Raw genomic sequence first — 17,877 nt, 5'->3', positions numbered from 1 at the left:
GCTGCGGAAGATCAGGGCGGCAGCGTCGTCGGTCAAGATCGGGGGATTCTCCGGGGCGTCTGGGGGTCGAGGGTGTGGTGAAGCCCACATCGGGGTAGCGCGGGTCTGACGGGCACATACCCCGGCGGTCGTGCGTTGTGGGTTGCGCACGACTACGCACAACTTCTCTGGGAGTTACTTCAGTGGCCACCGATTACGACACCCCTCGTACAGCTGACATCGAGGACGCCTCGGAGCAGAGCCTCGAGGCTCTCAAAGCTCGGCGGGCGGACGCGGCGGCTGATCTCGGTGACGACGTTGACCCGTTCGAAACCGAGCTCGGCCTGCCCGGCGCCGACTTGTCTGGCGAGGAACTGAACATCCGTGTGCTGCCGCGTCAGGCCGACGAGTTCACCTGCACGCAGTGCTACCTGGTGCATCACCGCAGCCAGCTCGTGGACGAGCGACGGATGATCTGCCGGGACTGCGCGGCCTGACCGACCGCGTGGTCTGATCGGCTCTCGATCAGTCTCCACCGCCGATGACAGCTGCCGATGACAGCTCCACGATCAGTTCGGGCTCGACCGCTACCGGCGGTTCGGGCTCGTCTGGCCCGGCCCGGCTCCTCACCCGACCAGAACGCCGGCGTCCCGCATGCGCGCCACGGCTCGCTCCTCGTCGCCCGGACGCAGGTTGACGAACCTGGTGAGGTCGAGTGGCAGCAGCACCTTCAGGCCCCGCAGCCGAGCGTCCAGCGCGCTCTCCTGGACGCAGTAGTCGCTGGCCAGCCCGACGACCACCACCGTCGACACGCCCAACTGCGCCAGCCGTTCACCGAGCACCGTTGTGGCTCGCCTCCCCGATGCCGGGTCACGCACCGAGAAGGCCGAGTAGCCGTCGCTGCCGTCGACCCCCTTGCGGATCACCTCACCCTTGACGATCAGGTCGGGATGGAACTGGGCGCCGGGGGTATCCCCGACGCAGTGCGGCGGCCAGATCCCGCCGCCGGTGACGAAGTGCGGGGTCTCGTGCGGGTGCCAGTCCTGGCTGTAGAAGACCGGGGAGCCGGCGGTCACCGCCGCGGCGATCTCCGCATTGATCCCGGCGATGATCTGCTCACCACCGGCCACGTAGAGGCTGCCGGCCGGATCGGTGAAGTCGTTCTGCACGTCCACGATCAGCAGAGCGGTCCCCGGCCCGTAACGCTGACTCATCGTCGTGTCCCCTCCGTCGCGCTCCGCCCTCGCGTCGCGGTGTACCCACCTCTCCCGGTGTACCAGTCTGTTCTGTCCCGGTGTACCCGTCCGTTCGGTATGACCACACTGTCGCATCTCGACACGCCCGCGTCGATATCCCTGATCATGATGGTGCGTCGGCTTAGGTTCGCAGGATGCGTAGCCGAGACTACGGGCCGGACGTCCTGGCTCCCCCCGCCCGTCCGCGCCAGGCGCGTCCGCCGGAGGTCGAGCTCGAGCGTGACCTCGTGGTCGAGGACGTGGCCACCGGGTTCTGCGGGGCCGTGGTGGGCAGCGAGAACGGTGGGGTGACGCTGGAGGACCGTCACGGCATCCGGAGGGTCTTCCCCCTGGAACCCGGCGCCTTCCTGATCGAGGGCGCGCGGGTGACCCTCGTGCGTCCCCGCCGCGGGACCCCGGCCCCCGCGGCGTGCACCGCGTCCGGGTCCGTCGCGGTGCCCCGCCGCCGGGCCAGGGTCGCGCGGGCGAGCCGTATCTACGTGGAGGGTCTGCACGACGCCGCCTTGGTCGAGCGGGTCTGGGGTGACGACCTGCGCATCGAGGGGGTGGTGGTGGAGAGCTTGGACGGGGTCGACGACCTGCCGTCGGTGGTCGCGGGGTTCCGCCCGGGGCCCGGCCGCCGGCTCGGCGTGTTGGTGGACCATCTCGTCCCGGGGTCGAAGGAGAGCCGGATCGCCGCCTCCGTTGCCGGTGACCACGTCCTGGTGACCGGTCATCCCTACATCGACATCTGGCAGGCGGTGAAGCCGGCGTCGGTCGGCATTCCCCGCTGGCCCGAGATTCCCCGCGGCCAGCCCTGGAAGGAAGGGGTCTGTCAGGCCCTCGGTGTGGAGGACCCGGCGCAGATGTGGCGCCGGGTCCTGGCCTCGGTGGACAGCTACACCGACCTTGAGGTGGGCCTGCTCGGCGCGGTGGAACGACTGATCGATTTTGTCGCCGGCTGACGGCCGGGCCCGGGCGGCCCCCCCGTACGCGCGCCGCGCAGCCGACCGCGTACGGTCACTTCGGCGGGGACGGGCCCCCTCCGTAGGCGGGAGACACCGAATGCCGGCACGGATCAGACTATCGATCCTGCTTCGGATCGTCGGTGCGGCCGGCGTGACCCTGGTCGTCGTGGCCCTGGTCGCCGGGGTGGCTCTGCATCTCGTGGGGGGAGGGCCCGCGGGGCCGGGCGCACCCGGCCCGGCCCGGCCCGGCGTGGACGGGACCTCACCAACCGCCCTGTCCGGCCGGAAGGTCGTCCTCGACCCCGGGCACAACGGAGGAAACGGCGCCGCCGCGGCGTCGATCAACCGGCGGGTCCCGGCCGGCGGTTTCGACAAGGAATGCGACACCGTCGGCGCCGAGACCGACAGCGGTTACCCGGAGCACGCCTTCACCTTCGACGTCGCGGGGCGGGCGGCGGCCATTCTGCGCTCCCGGGGCGCGAGCGTGATCCTGACGCGCGACAACGACTCCGGGGTGGGCCCGTGCATCGACGAGCGGGCCCGCATCGGCAACCGGGTCTCGGCCGGCGCGGTGGTGTCGATACATGCCGACGGGGGACCGGCGGACGGACGCGGCTTTCATGTCATCGCGCCCGCGCTCAGCCCGGACCGGGCCAACGCACCGATCCTCGCCCCGTCGGCGCGTCTCGCGGTGATGGTGCGATCCGCCTTCGGCCGGGCCACCGGGCAGCCATTGGTGGACTACCTGGGCGAGGATGGTATGACGATCCGCTCCGATCTCGGTGGGCTCAACCTCTCGCGGGTGCCGAAGATCTTCCTGGAGTGCGGCAACATGCGCAACCGCACCGATGCGGCCGAGCTTGCCGACCCGGCCTGGCGGGCCCGGGCGGCGGCGGGCCTCGCGGACGGGATCACGCTGTTCCTGCTGGGGGACGAGGCGTCCTCGCCTGGCCCGGGCTGACCCGGCTTCGTCCGGTGATGGGCGTGACGGCGGCCGGGGCCCCTTGTCGGATTTCCGGGCGCCCACCGGCCGTCGCACACGCAGAGGGCCACCCGTGACGGATGGCCCTCATAGGAGGGCGAGAATGTGTCTCGCGGTGGGCGATACTGGGATTGAACCAGTGACCTCTACCGTGTCAAGGTAGCGCTCTCCCACTGAGCTAATCGCCCGCGAAAGGATCAGAGGCGGAGGCGGGAATCGAACCCGCGTACAGGGCTTTGCAGGCCCTTGCCTAAACCACTCGGCCACTCCGCCGTGGGAGGCCACTGGGGACGGACCTCAAGCCTCTCTGCTCCCGAGCGGACGACGGGATTCGAACCCGCGACCCTCACCTTGGCAAGGTGATGCTCTACCAACTGAGCCACGTCCGCGCTGCTCCGCCCTTCTCGACGGTGCAGGTAGCACTCTAGCGGACGATCGGGCCAGACGTCGAACCGTCCGGCGGGCATCGCTGAGATGTTGCGTTGGGTCAAGGTTCTCCGGATGAACGTCGGCTTTCGCCCACGGCACGTCCATGCGGCCGGCCGGCCGTCGAGGGGCTGGTCCATGCCCTGGGCGGCGGGTCACCTCGGGCGGCGGTAGCGTGATCGGAATGAGCGAGACGAACGTGGCGGCTCGGGAGGCGAGCCCCCTCGGGTGTGTGGAACCGGCACCCCCGTGGGATGTCTCCTCGTTCCTGCTCGCCGGCGGCCGGTTCGCGACTGAGGTCGTGGAGATCAGTGATGACGCCGCGGTGCTGGATCGAGATGGCTTCTGGGCGGTCGTCGTCGACTTCGAGAGGGCCGTCCGTTGCATCCGGTTCGCCGACGTGCGGCCGGCGCCTCCCGGTGGTGCCGCGGCGCTGCGGCGTGGCCCCTGGCTCGGACCGCCGCGAGCCGCATGGACGACAACCATGAACCGGGCGGCCTACCTCGACGGGGTTGTGGCGATCCGTGAGCGCATTGCGGCGGGGGAGGTCTACCAGGTCAATCTCTGCCGATTGCTGTCGGCACCCCTGCCTGCGCCCGCGGCGGAACGCGCGGGGGGTCCCGGTGCCTGTGCTGCCGGTGTCGATCTCGGTGCCCTGGCGGCTGTCGTAGCCGCCGGCAATCCCGCGCCGTACGCGGTCGTCCTGGATGTGCCGGAGGCCGGGGTGCGCATCGTCGGCGCCTCTCCGGAGCTGTTCCTCTCCCGCCAGGGCGACGTCGTGAGTTCCAGGCCCATCAAGGGAACCGGTCGGACGGCGGCGGATCTGCGGGAGAAGGACGTCGCCGAGAACATCATGATTGTCGATCTTGTTCGCAACGATCTTGGGCGGGTCGCTCGCCCGGGAAGTGTGACGGTGCCTTCGCTCTGCGCAGTGGAGGAGCACCCCGGTCTCGTGCACCTCGTCTCGACCGTCCGGGCCCGGCTGCGGCCGGGGGTGGGCTGGCAGGACCTCCTGGCGGCGGCCTGCCCGCCGGGTTCCGTCTCCGGCGCCCCGAAGTCGAGCGCGCTGCGGATCATCCGAGAACTGGAACCGGCCTCTCGGGGCTACTACTGCGGAGGGATTGGCTGGGTGGATGCCGACCGGAACGTGGGTTGGCTGTCTGTTGGCATTCGTACGTTCTGGATCGAGGACGACCGGATCTGGTTCGGTACCGGCGCTGGTATCACGTGGGGGAGCGATCCGGACTCAGAGTGGCGTGAGACCGAGCTGAAGGCCGACCGGCTGGTGGGGCTGGCGAGCCGATCGGACGATAGGCCGGGCACCGGCGGTGGGCCGAGGACAAAAGAACCCGCCTGGCGGCGCTAGCCTGGCCAGGCGGGCGGGTGCTCTGTGTGTGACTGGGTGGAAGCTGCCTCGGATGCAGGTGGGGAAGGGTCTCCCCCAGTCGCAAAATGCCCACACCGGCTTGCCGGGATCGGGCAGCGGTCCCGACCCCGGTGAGATCATCGCTCGGGGCCACCCCAGATGAGGAGGGCGAGTTCGGCATCAAGATCGATGATGTCGCTCTCTCCGCCGAGGGGGACGGCTGAATACGTCCGCCGCAGGAAGGCCAGCACCTCGGACCGCGGCATCTCGAACAGTGCATGCCCGGACGGGCTGGACAGGGACAGGCAGACGATCCGTCCCCCGGACTGGGCGGCAGGCCACACCTGCACGTCGCCATCCCCGGCGGGTCGGCGCACACCGTCGCTGAGGAGCTGGCGCGCGAACGTCCACTCCACGACCTCGTCCGCACCGGTGCGGAAGCCGATGCTGATCGCGTACGGATCGGCAGGCTCGTACCGGACGGTGGCGGCGACCGGCACGGGCGCCGCCCCGGGGACGACAAGGCGGAGGGCGAGTTCTGCGGTGATTGAATCGTGACGAATAGTCATCGGGCGGCCTCTCATGGTGCGATGGTGCGGGCGAGCACCCGTGTAACGGGATAGTTCCCTCTCCGAGTCCCGTTGGAAACAAGATTATGCCAAGACAACATCCGTTACGGTAGTTCGGGCGAGTTGCCTGGCCCGGAAGGGTGGACCTGCCTCGAGTGATCATGGTTCGGCCGACTGTCGGACGGATCTTCTACTTGAATCCTATAGATGATTACCGTCCGTAGTGTCCAAACGTCCCTCGAGCGTCAGGCCATCCCGCCAAGGCCGTTCCCCCTCACGTCTTCCCCGTCGGGACCCTTCTCAACCACGGCCAGTCGCGGCGAACCTGACCCAGTCCGGCCACCGGGCAGGACGGCGGACATCGCCCCATCCGTCCGTCGACCCCCCGCCGTCGGCCCCCTTCGCCGGCCCGTATCCTCGGCGTGTACGGTGGCCCCACCGGCAAGGGCGTATAGCTCAGTGGTAGAGCGCTGCCTTCACACGGCAGAGGTCCGTGGTTCGAAACCACGTACGCCCACGCGATTGGGCTTGCTATGCTCCGCTCCCGGGTCGGGAGCTTGCTGTGCTCCCGCGGGACATCTGCTCTGTGGATGATCTTCGCGCCCCCCGCGATGCGGCGTTTTTCCTGGTCAGGGCGGGTCCGTCGGTGCCTGGGAGGGGCTACCCCAAACGGGTGGTGCGGCTTGGCGGTGTCCTCTCCCGCCGGTGGGACTCGGCGCGTTTCCCCCGGTAGGAGGCCGTCCCGGTCCCGCCCGAGACCTGCCCGGGGCTGCCCCCGACCTCCGCGGCGTGCTGCGCCTCGAAGGGTGGTCGGAGCTGTCCACTGCCGGTGGGGCGCCTGTCCCGGGGAGCGGTGCGAAATCTCCCCGATTGGCCGGTTTCTGGGTGTCTGGGCCGCGACGTCGTGGGCTGGCGACGAATCAACATCTACCCCCACTTTGGTGGGGACACCACCGATGGAGGCGGATCCCGGAGGGGGTCCGGGCCGGTGCTCCAGCCCGGGAGACAGTGTGGGCGACGAGCACGTCGATACCTCGACCCGGGGTCGGCTCCGAGCCTCGTTCTTTACGGAAAGTGACGTCCGAGCCCGCGTCGCCGGGCCCCCGGGCGCATCGCGCGAGCCGCCGCCGCGATGCATCGCGGTCCTTGGGAGCGGGCCTGTCCACCTTTCGGGCGCATGCTGTTGATTCGTGGTGCCCGTGGAGCTCCGCGTGCTGGAGATGGTCGACGCCGTGCGTCGCCGTGGAACGATTCCGGTGGCCGTTGGTATACCGGTTGGTCCATGGTGGATCGGCATCGTTGTGCGTCCCGCCCCTTTCCGCAGGTCACTGGTTTGCGAGTGGGGTCCACGCCAGGTCCGATTGGCGTTTTCCCCATGAAGGTGCCGCCGACGCTGTACAGATCGCCTTAACGTCCGCTAAGCTGGCCGGGCAGGGCGTAACGGGCTCGGGTTGTCGCAAGGTTGTCGCGATGGCTTCTCGCGGGGTTGCGCCGGGAGGGCTCCTCCCGGTCGCGGACCCTTCGTGTGCATCATCCTCGCGTCAGATCCAGGGCGCCGTGGTTCGAAACCGATTACGTCACTTGAGGGGGACTGGCGGCGACCCCCCCACGCCGTCAGTCTCCCTCTTCATGCGCCGGACCGCACCCGCACGCGAGCCTCCTCGCGTACCGCGGGCGTCTCTCGTCGCTCAGATCCTGATAAATTGACGAGACGATATTGCTCCCCCTGGGGAGCTCGTCCCGGGGAGGCGGCGCCCTTGCTGATGGCCGAGCAGGTTCCGGTGCCCATGGCCCGCTCGATGGGCGCTGCCTGCGTGTTCACTCGGCTCAGCCGGGGCGGCGTCGTGGCGGCCGCCCAGTGACGGCCGAGGTCTCACCCGAGGGGGTTCCCCTGGAGGAGCAGGCCGGGGTCGGCGGTCCGGATGCTTTCCAGCGGCTCTACACCCCGCACCGCATGGCCTATATCAGGGGCGAGGGCCGCTCCCGTGACGATGAATGCCCATTCTGTTCCATTGTCGGGATGTCCGACGAGGACGGCCTCGTGGTTGCTCGGGGTAAAAGCGTCTACGCGGTCCTCAATCTGTACCCCTATAATGCCGGTCACCTTCTCGTTGTGCCCTATCGCCACATCGCGGACTACGCCGACATGGACCCCGAAGAGATCGTCGAGATGGCATTCTTCGTTCAGCACGCGCTCCGTGCGCTGCGGGCCGCCAGCGGGGCCCACGGTTTCAACACCGGCATGAACCTGGGGGATGTCGCCGGCGCCGGGATCGCCTCGCACGTGCATCAGCACGTGGTGCCGCGGTGGGGCGGTGACACGAACTTCATGCCCGTGGTGGGCGCGACCAGGGTGCTCCCCGCCCTGCTCGGGCAGACCAGGGAGATGCTCGCCCAGGCCTGGGCGCAGACCGCGCCCGACGAGTAGGGCGGGTAGCGCCGGGCCCGGTGGAGGCCGCAGCCGGGTCGGGGCGCTCCCGTCGGGGTTGCCCGCCGCACCGGGTCCCGCCCGGCGCCGGGCCCGATGCGGCGGGTGCGCGGTCACCGATGTCTCCCACCGGCAATTCTCCCTGAGCCGGGCCGAGGGTTGCCGGTCGTCCGTCTTTCCCGCTTTATGTCGGATTCCTGCTTTATGCCGATTTTTTCGCTTCCGCCGACAGGGCATCCCCAAGCTGTGGTGGCATCGGCTCGTAGCCGCGATGGTCCCGCGTGAAGCTACCCGTGCCGTGGCTCAAGGACCGTAGTTCAATCGCATATCGGATCATTTCGCTCGCAGGGACCTCTGCGTGAACGACCGTCCGGGGGGTGGCCCCGGGCCCGCCCGGGACGGGTTCCATCCCGACGACCCGTCCTCGGCGAGTGGACAGGTCGCCCATCACGGCCCCGACGTACTCGTCGGGTACCAGGACGCTAACGGCCAGGATCGGCTCAAGCACGACGACGCCGGCGGCCCGGGCCGCGTCCTTGAGCGCCAGTGCGCCGGCGATCTGAAAGGCCATGTCCGAGGAGTCGACGCTGTGCGCCTTGCCGTCGACGAGGCGGATCCGTAGATCAACCATGGGATGGCCGGTGCGGACGCCCTGCGCCATCTGCGCCCGGACGCCCTTCTCCACCGAGGGGATGAAGGCCCGGGGAACCGCGCCGCCGACCACCTCATCGACGAACTCGAAGCCCCCACCCGCCGGGAGCGGTTCGACCTCGATCTGGCAGACCGCGAACTGGCCGTGCCCACCGGACTGCTTGACCTGACGGCCGAGTCCGCGCGCCGGGGCACGCAGCGTCTCCCGGAGCGGGATCCGGGGCGCGGTCCGGTCCACCGCGGCGCCGTAGCGCTGGGCGAGCCGTTCCAGGACCGCGTCGCTGTGGGCCTCGCCCATGCACCACAGGACGAGTTGGGCGGTCTCGGGGTCCTGCTCGATCCGTAGCGTCGGGTCCTCCACGGCCAGCCGGCCGAGTGCGGTCGACAGCCTGTCCTCGTCCGCGCGGCTGCGGGCCCTGATCGCGATAGGGAGCTGCGGTTCGGGCATCGACCATGCGGGCAGGTAGCGCGGGTCGTCGCGATCGGAGAGGGTGTCGCCGGTCTCGGCGGTGCTGAGCTTCGTCACCACGCAGATGCCGCCGGCCGGGCACTCGCCCACCGTGTGCAGAACCGAGCCGTACGGCCGGGAGAGCGCCCCGACCTGCTCGTCGTCGTCGTGGTCGGCGTGCCCGGCCGCGGCTCTGCCGTGCCCGCTGACGTGCACCGCATCGTCGGGATGCAGCGTGCCGGAGAACACCCGGACCACTGACATCCGGCCCACGTAAGGATCCGTGGTCGTCTTCACGACCTCGGCCACGAGCGGCCCGGCCGGATCACCGTGGCTCTGGTCGCAAGGGGAGCCGTCAGGGCGGCTCACCGGCGGCAGGGGATGCTCCCGCGGTGAAGGGAACCCCTGCACGAACAGGTCCAGCAACTCGACGGAGCCGAAACCGCCGGCCCGCCCGCTGCCCCGATCGCCCCCTGCCGCGGCGCCCGGGCCCGAGGTCGAACCCGGAAGCAGACCGGCCGGCAACACCGGGAAGAACGTCCCGCGGGCGACCGCGGTCTCCAGATCGCCGAGCAGGAGCTTGGTGTCGGGCTCATCACCGGACAGGTACCGGTCGAGGAGGGTCTCGTCCTCACTCTCAGCGATGATCCCCTCGACCAGGGCGGCGCGGGCGGAGGCGTACCGGCCGGTGAGGCCGGCCGGGGTCGCGAGTTCCTGGCGGCCGCTGCCCGGGTACTCCAGCACTCGCCCGGACAGCAGATCCACCAGCCGCATCGAGGCGCCGGCCTCCCGCTCGGGCAGGTAGGCCGGCAGCACGCCGGCCCCGAAGGCCCGTTGGCAGCCATGGACGGCCGCTGCGAAATCGGCCCGGGGATGGTCGAGATGGGTGAGCACGATCGCGCGGGGCATGCCGACCCCGGCGCACTCCGCCCACACCATGCTGGTCGCGCCATCCACCCCGTCGACCGCGCTGACGACGAACAGAGCGGCGTCGGCGGCCCGCAGGCCCGCCCGCAGCTCGCCCACGAAGTCGGGATAGCCCGGGGTGTCCAGAAGATTGATCGTAAGCCCGCGGTGACTGACCGAACACAGGGTGAGGCTGACCGACCGTGCCGGGCGACGCTCGGGATCGGCGTGGCCGACGTAGCTGGTCTGGGCGGTCTGACGGTCGCCGTTCTGGCGGTCCGGCGGCCCGGCGGTGGCGAGCAGACGGTCCACCAGAGCCGTCTTGCCCGCACCGGTGTGGCCTACCAGGACGACGTTGCGCACATCGCACGAGGCTGATGACATCCTCGCCTCCTTGACTGGGAGGTAACGGCCTGTTCGGTAACGGCAGCGTCCTCCCCTGTTACCTGGGACACAAGCCCGAGGGCGGCCGTGGTCGGGAATGCGCGGATCGTGGCGGCTGTACTGTGAAGACCGCCCGAAGCCGGGCGCACGTGGGACGACCACGCGGACGACCACGCGGGACGACGGGACGGACATGCTCGCTAGCAAGGCACGACCGCAGATCCAGAAGTTGCTCGACCCGGTGAGCCAGTGGGCCGCCCGGTCGTCGGTGTCACCGGACGCCGTGACGATCATCGGCATGGTCGGGGTCGCGGGCGGGGCTCTGGGGTTCTTCACCCGCGGGGTGTTCTTCCTCGGCGCCGTAGTGATCACGCTGTTCGTCTTCTCGGACCTGATCGACGGGGTCATCGCCCGCGCCCGCGGCATCTCCTCCAAGTGGGGGGCCTTTCTCGACTCCACGTCCGACCGGGTCGGCGACGGCGCGATCTTCGGATCGCTCGTCCTCTGGTACGCCGGCGACGGCGATTCCCTGCCGTTGGCGGGTGCGGCCCTGATCTGCCTGGTCGCCGGTTTGATCACCTCGTACGTCAAGGCCCGCGCCGAGGGACTCGGCTTCACCTGTGACGTGGGGTTCGCCGAACGGGGCGAGCGGTTGCTGATCTTGCTGGTCGCCGCCGGGCTGTACGGCATCGGGGTGCCCTACCTCCTGCCCGCGGCGCTGTGGTTCCTTGTCGGTGCCACCATGCTGACGGTCGTCCAGCGGGTCGTCCACGTCTACCGGCAGTGGTACCGCGCGGGAGACCCGCCCTCCCCGCCGACGTCAAGGGCGGCCCCGGCCACTGCGTCCCGGACCACGGCCGCGTCCCGGGCCGCGGCCGCCTTCGGCCCCCGCCGCAACGGCCGCTGAGCGGTCATCGAGACGATCCGACGAAGGGCCGAGCGTTGACGGCGGGCGGGCGGGCGACGGCGGCCGGGCGGTTCACCGACCTCGCCTACACGCTGGGCTGGCGCGGCGTCCGGCTGCTCCCGCACCCCGTGGCCGCCGCGGCGTTCCGGTTCGGCGCCGACCTGGCCTATTGCCGCGACGGGCGGGGGGTGCGCCGGCTGCGGTCGAACCTCGCCCGAGTGGCGCCGCCGGGAACCGATCTGGACCGGTTGACCCGGGCGGCGATGCGCTCCTACGCGCGGTACTGGCTGGAGGTGTTCCGCCTCCGGGAGATCGGTCTGGACCGCGTCGTCGGCCGGCTGCGGCTGCTGGACCAGTATCGGTTGTGGGATGCGCACGCCCGCGGGAAGGGGACCATCGTGGCGCTGCCGCACATGGGTAACTGGGAGCAGGCGGGCGCCTGGCTGGTGGCGAATGGCGTGCCGTTCACGACCGTCGCCGAACGCCTGCGGCCGGAGGCGCTCTTCGAGCGGTTCCTGGCCTTCCGCTCGGAGCTCGGCATGGAGGTCGTCCCGCTGACTGGCGGGCAGGCTCCCCCGTTCGACCTGCTCACCGAGCGCCTGCTGGCCGGGGGGATGCTCTGCCTGCTCGCGGACCGGGATCTCTCTCGCGGCGGGATCCCGGTGAGGTTCTTCGGCGCCACGGCCACCATGCCCGGCGGGCCCGCGGCGCTCGCGCTGCGCACCGGGGCGACGCTGCTGCCCGCCACGCTCTGGTTCGATCATGACGGGTGGAGCGGGCGGATCCATCCCGCCGTCGAGCCGAGCGACATCCCGACGATGACGCAGGGACTTGCGGACGCCTTCGCCGCCGGCATCGCCGCGCACCCCGCGGACTGGCACATGCTCCAGCGGATCTGGCGTGACGACGGATGACGCCGCCGTGAAGATCGGTCTGGCCTGCCCCTACGCCTGGGACGTACCGGGCGGGGTCCAGATGCACGTGCGTGACCTCGCCGAGACCCTGATCGCCGCCGGTCACCAGGTATCCGTCATCACCCCGGTGGACGACGAACGGACCCTGCCGCCCTACGCGGTGGACGCGGGCCGGGCGTTACCGTTGCCTTACAACGGCTCCGTTGCCCGGCTTCTGATGGGCCCGGTCTCGGCCGCCCGGGTCCGCCGTTGGCTGCGTGAGCACGACTTCGATGTCCTGCACGCCCATGAACCGACCGCGCCCAGCGTCAGCCTCCTGGCCTGCATGCTGGCCGACGGGCCGATCGTCGCCACCTTCCACACCGCCAACCCCCGGTCGCGGTTCCTCACCGCGGCCCACGGCGCGCTGCAGCCGTCGTTCGAGAAGCTGCGGGCCCGGATCGCGGTCTCCGAGGCGGCCCGGCGCACCCTCGTCGAGCATCTGGGCGCCGACGCCGTCCTGATCCCGAACGGGGTGGCGGTGCAGAACTTCGCCGGCGCCCGGCCCCTGCCTGGCTACGACGACGGGCGGCCCACCGTCGTGTTCCTCGGGCGCATCGACGAGCCGCGCAAGGGCCTTGACGTGCTGCTAGCCGCCCTGCCGGCGCTCGCCGCCGAGATCGACGGTGTCCGGCTGCTGGTGGCGGGGCCCGGTGACGGGGCGGCGGTGCGGGCCCGGCTGGAGCCCGCCCTGCGCTCGCGGGTCGGCCTCGTCGGCATGGTCTCCGACGCCGACAAGCCCCGGGTCTTCGCCTCCGGGCAGGTCTACTGCGCCCCGAATACCGGTCAGGAGAGCTTCGGGATCGTGCTGCTCGAGGCGATGGCGACCGGGACCCCGGTGGTGGCCAGCGATATCGACGCCTTCCGCCGGGTCCTCGATGACGGGCGCGCCGGCAGGCTGTTCGACGTCGGCGATCCCGCGCAGCTGGCCGCGACCCTGGCCCAGGTGCTACGTGATCCCGCCGGCGCCGCGCGGCTGGTGGAACGCGGTCGCGCCGTCGCCGCCGCCTACGACTGGCGGGTCATCGCCGAGCGGATCGTCGGGGTGTACCAGATGGTCTCCGGGGACATGCGGGTGTCGGTCGCGACGGCGACGCAGCCGCCGGTCCGGGGCGACGCGAGGAGTGGGGACTGACCTGCCCCGGTAACTGACCTGTCCCGGTACCTAGAGCCACGTCACATTCGGCCGTTGGTTACGCTGCGCGGGATGACCGTCGTCGTGGTGGTGGTCGCCCTGGTGGTGGCGATCGCGACCTATCTGACCTGGCTGGCCACTCGGCTCGACCGACTCGCGGCCCGGGTCGCGGACGCCCGCGGCGGGCTGGTGGCGCACCTGGTCGCCCGCGCCGACGCCGCGCGCGAGCTGGCCCTGCGGTGTGAGCTGGCCGAGCTGGGTGAGAGCGTGGCCCGGGCCCGAACGGCCTATCCAGGCCTGCTCGCCGGGGGGGCGTTGGACGCCGCGGTCGAGCAGAGCGAGAATGCCCTGAGCCGGGCGTTACGGTCCGCCGAGGTCGCCGCGGCAGGCCAGCACCACCCCGCCGAGCTGCATGCGGTCGACTCCTGCGCGGCCCGGGTCGCGCTCGCCCGGCAGTTCCACAACGACGCGGTCCGCGACCTGCGGGCACTCGCCTGCCGGCGCGTGGTGCGGATGGCGCACCTGGCCGGCCGTCGGTTGCCCCCCGGCTACTTCGAGATCGATGACGCCCTGCCGATCCGCGGCGAGGGCGTCCCTCGCGGCGACCTGCCGGGGCTGGCCTCCTGACGGCTCGGCCAGTCGCGAGATCGCCGTACCATGGAAAACCGACCCACCCGCACGGGAACCATCCGGCGGGGTAGCCGGCATGCAGGTGCCAGACATGCCGGTACCCCGCGGCCCTGGCGACCCGACCCAGCGAAAAGAGACGGCACATCATGCCCGAGGGCCAGACTGCCCCCGCCGCCGGCCCGGCGATCGACTCCGCCCGGCAGGCCGGTACCGCCCGCGTCAAGCGCGGCATGGCGGAGATGCTCAAGGGCGGCGTGATCATGGATGTGGTCACCGCCGAGCAGGCCCGCATCGCCGAGGACGCCGGCGCCGTCGCGGTGATGGCGCTGGAGCGGGTTCCCGCCGACATCCGGGCGCAGGGTGGGGTGGCGCGGATGAGCGACCCCGACATGATCTTGGAGATCATCGAGGCGGTCTCCATCCCGGTCATGGCCAAGGCCCGGATCGGGCATTTCGTCGAGGCACAGGTGCTGCAGGCGCTCGGGGTGGACTACGTCGACGAGTCCGAGGTCCTCACGCCCGCCGACCCGCACCACCACATCGACAAGTGGCGCTTCACGGTGCCGTTCGTCTGCGGGGCCACCAACCTGGGGGAGGCACTGCGCCGGGTCGCCGAGGGCGCGGCGATGATCCGCTCCAAGGGTGAGGCGGGCACCGGCGAGGTGTCCAACGCCGTGGTGCACATGCGTACCATCCGGGCGGAGATCGCCCGGCTGTCGGGGCTGCCCGCCGAGGAGCTCTACGCGGCGGCCAAGGAGCTGCGCGCCCCGGTCGAGCTGGTCGCCGAGGTGGCCCGGCTCGGCCGGCTGCCCGTCGTGCTGTTCACCGCCGGCGGTATCGCCACTCCGGCGGACGCGGCGCTGATGATGCAGCTCGGCGCGGACGGGGTGTTCGTCGGGTCCGGGATCTTCAAGTCCGGGGACCCGGCGCGCCGCGCCCGGGCCATCGTCGAGGCGACCACCATGTTCAAGGATCCCGACGTTCTGGTGAAGGTCTCCCGGGGCCTCGGCGAGGCGATGGTGGGCATCAACGTCACCGAGCTTCCCCCGGAAGCCCGCTACGCCGACCGCGGCTGGTGAGTGGCCCGCGGATCGGCATCCTCGCGTTGCAGGGGGATGTGCGCGAGCATGCCCGGGCGCTCACCGAGGCCGGCGCGCGGCCGGTGGCGGTGCGCCACGCGGTGGAGCTTGCCGAGGTCGACGGGCTCGTCCTGCCCGGGGGTGAATCCACCACGATCGGCCGGTTGCTGCGCGTGTTCGAGCTGTTGGAGCCGTTGCGGGCGGCGGTGGCCGCGGGGTTGCCCGTGTTCGGTTCGTGTGCTGGCATGATCCTGCTCGCGCGGGACGTCGTGGGCGGCCGGCCGGATCAACCACTGATCGGCGGACTGGACATCGTCGTCCGGCGTAACGCCTTCGGCCGGCAGGTGGACTCGTTCGAGGCACACCTCGAGGTCGTCGGGGTGGCGGGGCCACCTGTGCACGCGGTCTTCATCCGGGCACCATGGGTAGAAAAGGCAGGAGACGCGGTCGAGGTCCTGGCCCGTGTCGCCGAGGCGCCGGTGGCGGTCCGCCAGGGGCCGCTGCTGGCCACCGCGTTCCATCCGGAACTGACCGGTGATGCCCGGGTGCACCGGCTATTCGTCGACAGCGTCCGATCGTCCGGGTCCGGTCGATGATCGGGCGCAAGAGAGGCAGGTCATGAGCGGCCACTCCAAGTGGGCGACCACCAAGCACAAGAAGGCGGTCATCGATGCCCGCCGGGGCAAGCTGTTCGCCAAACTGATCAAGACGGTCGAGGTGGCGGCCAAGACGGGCGGCGGAGACCCCGCGGGCAATCCGACCCTCGCCGACGCCATCGCCAAGGCGAAGTCGCAGTCCGTGCCGAACGACAACATCGAACGGGCCGTCAAGCGGGGTTCCGGCGAGCTCGCCGGTGGGGTGAACTACGAGGACATCACCTATGAGGCGTACGGCCCGGGCGGGGTGGCGATCCTCGTGGAGTGCCTGACCGACAACCGTAACCGGGCGGCGTCGGATGTCCGGGTGGCGATCACCCGTAACGGCGGCACGGTGGCCGACCCGGGGTCGGTGTCGTACCTGTTCAACCGCAAGGGTGTCGTGCTTATCGAGAAGACCGCCGGCCTCACCGAGGACGACGTACTGCTCGCCGTGCTCGACGCCGGCGCGGAGGAGGTCAACGACGTCGGGGAGGCCTTCGAGGTGGTCTCCGAGGCGACCGATCTGCACGCCGTGCGGGTGGCCGCCACCGGCGCCGGCCTGGCGGTCACCTCCGCGGACATCTCCTGGCTGCCGAGCGTGAGCGTGCCGCTGGAGGCCGAACCCGCCGCCAAGGTCCTCAAGCTCATCGAGGCGGTTGAGGATCTCGATGACGTCCAGAACGTCTGGTTCAATGCCGACATCTCCGACGACGTGATGGAGCTAGTCGGCAGCTGATTGTCTTCTCAGGCGATCTGTTGGGCGTGTCGTGGATGTCCGGTTGCGTCGCCGCCCCTAGAATCGAACGAATGTTCTTGTGAACGTGCGGTCGGGAGGGTGGATGCGGGTGCTGGGGGTCGATCCCGGGCTGACCCGGTGTGGCCTGGGGGTCGTCGACGGTGGCCTCGGTGTCCGGGCCCGCCTGGTCGAGGTGGGGGTGGTGCGCACCCCCGCCACCGCCGAGGTCGCCGAACGGTTGTGCGCCGTGTCCGACGGCATCGACGCCTGGCTCGATCGCACCCGTCCGGAGGCGGTCGCGGTTGAGAAGGTCTTCAGCCAGGCGAACATGCGTACCGTGATGGGTACCGCGCAGGCCGGGGCGGTCGCCATCATGCTGGCCGCCCGGCGGGGCCTGCCGGTGGGTCTCTACACGCCCAGTGAGGTGAAGGCCGCGGTGACCGGCAGCGGCCGGGCGGACAAGGCGCAGGTCAGTTTTATGATCACCAGGTTGCTCGGGCTGACCGAGACGCCACGCCCGGCCGATGTGGCGGACGCCCTCGCGTTGGCGCTCTGCCACCTGTGGCGCGGGCCGGCGCTGGCCCGGTTCCGTTCCGCCGCGCCGGGCGGATCCACCTGATGATCGCGTCGTTGACCGGCACGGTCACCGCGCTGACCCCGCTGTCCGCCGTCATCGAGGTCGGCGGGGTGGGCCTGCTCGTCCACTGCTCGCCGTCGACGCTGTCGCGGCTGCGGGTGGGGGAGTCCGCCTCCCTCGCCACCACCCTGATCGTGCGCGAGACCGAGCTGACCCTCTACGGCTTCGCCGACGTCGATGCGCGCGACGTTTTCGAGATCCTGCAGAGCGCGGCCGGGGTCGGGCCCAAGCTCGCCCAGGCCGTGCTCGGAGTGCACGATCCCGACACGGTGCGCCGCGCCGTTGCCGAGGAGGATCTCGCGGTGCTGACGAAGGTCCCCGGTATCGGGCGCAAGGGTGCGCAGCGCATCGTCCTGGACCTGCGGGACCGGCTCGGTCCGCCGAGTGGTGGTGCGCCGCTGCCCGGCCCGCGCCCGACGTCGGGACCGGAACCGGTGCCGGCCGATGCCGTCGGGGTCGCGGCGACCGTGCGGGAGGCGCTGGTGGGCCTGGGCTACTCGGGTCGTGAGGCCGACGACGCCGTGTCGCGGGCGCTCGTGGTCCTGGCCGCGCCCGCCGGCGAGGGCGCCGCTGCGGGTGGCGAGCGTGCCGTCCCGGGCGAGGGAGACGTCCCGGGCAAGGAAGGTGCCCCGGGTTCCCGGGCCGGGGCCGGCGCGGGAACCGGCGGCGCCCCGCCCGACGCCGCGGCACTGCTGCGCGCGAGCCTCGCCGTGCTACGCAGGTGAGGGCCGTTGTGACGCCGCCAGGCGGCGCGCGGCCGCGTCGGGCGCTGGTCAGCCGGGGCGAGGGTAGCCGGGGCGGCGGTCAGCCGGAGCGGGAG

Annotated in this window: 17 protein-coding genes and 4 tRNA genes; 15 read left to right on the top strand and 6 right to left on the bottom strand. The window is 71.0% G+C overall.

Going from position 1 to position 17,877, the window contains the following annotated elements:
• Positions 1-182: 182 nt before the first annotated feature.
• Positions 183-476: a DUF4193 domain-containing protein gene (locus AC08OJ_RS05085; protein WP_476592789.1), complete on the top strand. Its 294-nt coding sequence runs from the start codon at positions 183-185 to the stop codon at positions 474-476.
• Positions 477-605: 129 nt separating this feature from the next.
• On the opposite strand, the gene AC08OJ_RS05080 is transcribed toward AC08OJ_RS05085, so the two are convergent.
• The gene (locus AC08OJ_RS05080; protein WP_476595169.1) at positions 606-1,193 is read right to left on the bottom strand and encodes an isochorismatase family protein; all 588 of its coding nucleotides are present in this window, start codon (positions 1,191-1,193) and stop codon (positions 606-608) included.
• 176 nt (positions 1,194-1,369) lie between these two features.
• On the opposite strand from AC08OJ_RS05080, the gene AC08OJ_RS05075 reads away from it, so the two are divergent.
• Both AC08OJ_RS05075 and AC08OJ_RS05070 read left to right on the top strand, forming a co-directional pair.
• The gene (locus tag AC08OJ_RS05075) at positions 1,370-2,179 is read left to right on the top strand and encodes a DUF3097 domain-containing protein (RefSeq protein ID WP_476595168.1); all 810 of its coding nucleotides are present in this window, start codon (positions 1,370-1,372) and stop codon (positions 2,177-2,179) included.
• 100 nt (positions 2,180-2,279) lie between these two features.
• Entirely contained in the window at positions 2,280-3,143 is an 864-nt protein-coding gene (locus tag AC08OJ_RS05070) for an N-acetylmuramoyl-L-alanine amidase (protein ID WP_476592787.1), read from the top strand.
• A gap of 137 nt (positions 3,144-3,280) precedes the next feature.
• Here AC08OJ_RS05070 and AC08OJ_RS05065 read toward each other — a convergent pair.
• The 3 genes from AC08OJ_RS05065 to AC08OJ_RS05055 form a co-directional block, all read right to left on the bottom strand.
• Positions 3,281-3,352, bottom strand: a tRNA-Val gene (locus AC08OJ_RS05065).
• 13 nt (positions 3,353-3,365) lie between these two features.
• A tRNA-Cys gene (locus AC08OJ_RS05060) sits at positions 3,366-3,437 on the bottom strand.
• Between the two features lie 43 nt (positions 3,438-3,480).
• Positions 3,481-3,553, bottom strand: a tRNA-Gly gene (locus AC08OJ_RS05055).
• A gap of 221 nt (positions 3,554-3,774) precedes the next feature.
• Between AC08OJ_RS05055 and AC08OJ_RS05050 the strand changes: the two genes are divergently transcribed.
• On the top strand, positions 3,775-4,956 hold the full coding sequence (locus tag AC08OJ_RS05050) for a chorismate-binding protein (protein WP_462203077.1): 1,182 nt from the start codon (positions 3,775-3,777) through the stop codon (positions 4,954-4,956).
• Between the two features lie 137 nt (positions 4,957-5,093).
• On the opposite strand, the gene AC08OJ_RS05045 is transcribed toward AC08OJ_RS05050, so the two are convergent.
• Complete coding sequence (locus tag AC08OJ_RS05045; RefSeq protein WP_462188101.1) at positions 5,094-5,525, bottom strand: SsgA family sporulation/cell division regulator; 432 nt, start codon at positions 5,523-5,525, stop codon at positions 5,094-5,096.
• 445 nt (positions 5,526-5,970) lie between these two features.
• On the opposite strand from AC08OJ_RS05045, the gene AC08OJ_RS05040 reads away from it, so the two are divergent.
• Positions 5,971-6,042: transfer RNA gene (locus tag AC08OJ_RS05040), tRNA-Val, on the top strand.
• 1,341 nt (positions 6,043-7,383) lie between these two features.
• Positions 7,384-7,953 (top strand): HIT family protein, encoded by a 570-nt coding sequence (locus AC08OJ_RS05035; RefSeq protein ID WP_462188102.1) that lies wholly within the window; start codon positions 7,384-7,386, stop codon positions 7,951-7,953.
• Between the two features lie 202 nt (positions 7,954-8,155).
• Here the strand turns inward: AC08OJ_RS05035 and AC08OJ_RS05030 are convergent, their stop codons facing one another.
• Complete coding sequence (locus AC08OJ_RS05030; protein ID WP_476595167.1) at positions 8,156-10,342, bottom strand: elongation factor G-like protein EF-G2; 2,187 nt, start codon at positions 10,340-10,342, stop codon at positions 8,156-8,158.
• Between the two features lie 193 nt (positions 10,343-10,535).
• Here AC08OJ_RS05030 and pgsA point away from each other — a divergent pair, with 193 nt between their 5' ends.
• From pgsA to ruvA, 9 genes are all read left to right on the top strand, one after another.
• Positions 10,536-11,249, top strand: a complete 714-nt coding sequence (gene pgsA, locus AC08OJ_RS05025) for a phosphatidylinositol phosphate synthase (RefSeq protein ID WP_476592785.1) — start codon at positions 10,536-10,538, stop codon at positions 11,247-11,249.
• Between the two features lie 35 nt (positions 11,250-11,284).
• The gene (locus tag AC08OJ_RS05020; RefSeq protein ID WP_476595166.1) at positions 11,285-12,163 is read left to right on the top strand and encodes a phosphatidylinositol mannoside acyltransferase; all 879 of its coding nucleotides are present in this window, start codon (positions 11,285-11,287) and stop codon (positions 12,161-12,163) included.
• A 7-nt stretch (positions 12,164-12,170) separates the two neighbouring features.
• Positions 12,171-13,337, top strand: coding sequence for a glycosyltransferase family 4 protein (locus tag AC08OJ_RS05015; RefSeq protein WP_476595176.1), 1,167 nt, complete (start codon positions 12,171-12,173; stop codon positions 13,335-13,337).
• A gap of 72 nt (positions 13,338-13,409) precedes the next feature.
• On the top strand, positions 13,410-13,964 hold the full coding sequence (locus AC08OJ_RS05010) for a LemA family protein (protein ID WP_476592783.1): 555 nt from the start codon (positions 13,410-13,412) through the stop codon (positions 13,962-13,964).
• 149 nt (positions 13,965-14,113) lie between these two features.
• Positions 14,114-15,046, top strand: coding sequence for a pyridoxal 5'-phosphate synthase lyase subunit PdxS (gene pdxS / locus AC08OJ_RS05005; protein ID WP_476592782.1), 933 nt, complete (start codon positions 14,114-14,116; stop codon positions 15,044-15,046).
• Entirely contained in the window at positions 15,043-15,642 is a 600-nt protein-coding gene (pdxT, locus tag AC08OJ_RS05000) for a pyridoxal 5'-phosphate synthase glutaminase subunit PdxT (RefSeq protein ID WP_462188109.1), read from the top strand. Before pdxS ends, pdxT begins: the two co-directional genes overlap by 4 nt.
• A 22-nt stretch (positions 15,643-15,664) precedes the next feature.
• Positions 15,665-16,420 carry a YebC/PmpR family DNA-binding transcriptional regulator gene (locus AC08OJ_RS04995; protein WP_462203079.1) on the top strand — a complete coding sequence of 252 codons (756 nt, stop codon included), beginning with the start codon at positions 15,665-15,667 and terminating at the stop codon, positions 16,418-16,420.
• A 103-nt stretch (positions 16,421-16,523) separates the two neighbouring features.
• On the top strand, positions 16,524-17,039 hold the full coding sequence (ruvC, locus tag AC08OJ_RS04990) for a crossover junction endodeoxyribonuclease RuvC (protein WP_476595175.1): 516 nt from the start codon (positions 16,524-16,526) through the stop codon (positions 17,037-17,039).
• The gene (gene ruvA, locus AC08OJ_RS04985; RefSeq protein ID WP_476595165.1) at positions 17,039-17,782 is read left to right on the top strand and encodes a Holliday junction branch migration protein RuvA; all 744 of its coding nucleotides are present in this window, start codon (positions 17,039-17,041) and stop codon (positions 17,780-17,782) included. Before ruvC ends, ruvA begins: the two co-directional genes overlap by 1 nt.
• The last annotated feature ends 95 nt before the right edge of the window (positions 17,783-17,877 follow it).

Source organism: Frankia sp. CgKIO3 (genome assembly GCF_977946435.1).
This window is presented reverse-complemented; position numbering and strand designations above follow the sequence as displayed.

Bases quoted from the DNA above. Each gene is read 5' to 3' on its own strand.
- AC08OJ_RS05080 (WP_476595169.1), bottom strand. From the start codon at position 1,193: ATGAGTCAGCGTTACGGGCCGGGGACCGCTCTGCTGATCGTGGACGTG.
- AC08OJ_RS05075 (WP_476595168.1), top strand. From the start codon at position 1,370: ATGCGTAGCCGAGACTACGGGCCGGACGTCCTGGCTCCCCCCGCCCGT.
- AC08OJ_RS05070 (WP_476592787.1), top strand. From the start codon at position 2,280: ATGCCGGCACGGATCAGACTATCGATCCTGCTTCGGATCGTCGGTGCG.
- AC08OJ_RS05050 (WP_462203077.1), top strand. From the start codon at position 3,775: ATGAGCGAGACGAACGTGGCGGCTCGGGAGGCGAGCCCCCTCGGGTGT.
- AC08OJ_RS05045 (WP_462188101.1), bottom strand. From the start codon at position 5,525: ATGACTATTCGTCACGATTCAATCACCGCAGAACTCGCCCTCCGCCTT.
- AC08OJ_RS05030 (WP_476595167.1), bottom strand. From the start codon at position 10,342: ATGTCATCAGCCTCGTGCGATGTGCGCAACGTCGTCCTGGTAGGCCAC.
- pgsA (WP_476592785.1), top strand. From the start codon at position 10,536: ATGCTCGCTAGCAAGGCACGACCGCAGATCCAGAAGTTGCTCGACCCG.
- AC08OJ_RS05010 (WP_476592783.1), top strand. From the start codon at position 13,410: ATGACCGTCGTCGTGGTGGTGGTCGCCCTGGTGGTGGCGATCGCGACC.
- pdxS (WP_476592782.1), top strand. From the start codon at position 14,114: ATGCCCGAGGGCCAGACTGCCCCCGCCGCCGGCCCGGCGATCGACTCC.
- AC08OJ_RS04995 (WP_462203079.1), top strand. From the start codon at position 15,665: ATGAGCGGCCACTCCAAGTGGGCGACCACCAAGCACAAGAAGGCGGTC.
- ruvC (WP_476595175.1), top strand. From the start codon at position 16,524: ATGCGGGTGCTGGGGGTCGATCCCGGGCTGACCCGGTGTGGCCTGGGG.
- ruvA (WP_476595165.1), top strand. From the start codon at position 17,039: ATGATCGCGTCGTTGACCGGCACGGTCACCGCGCTGACCCCGCTGTCC.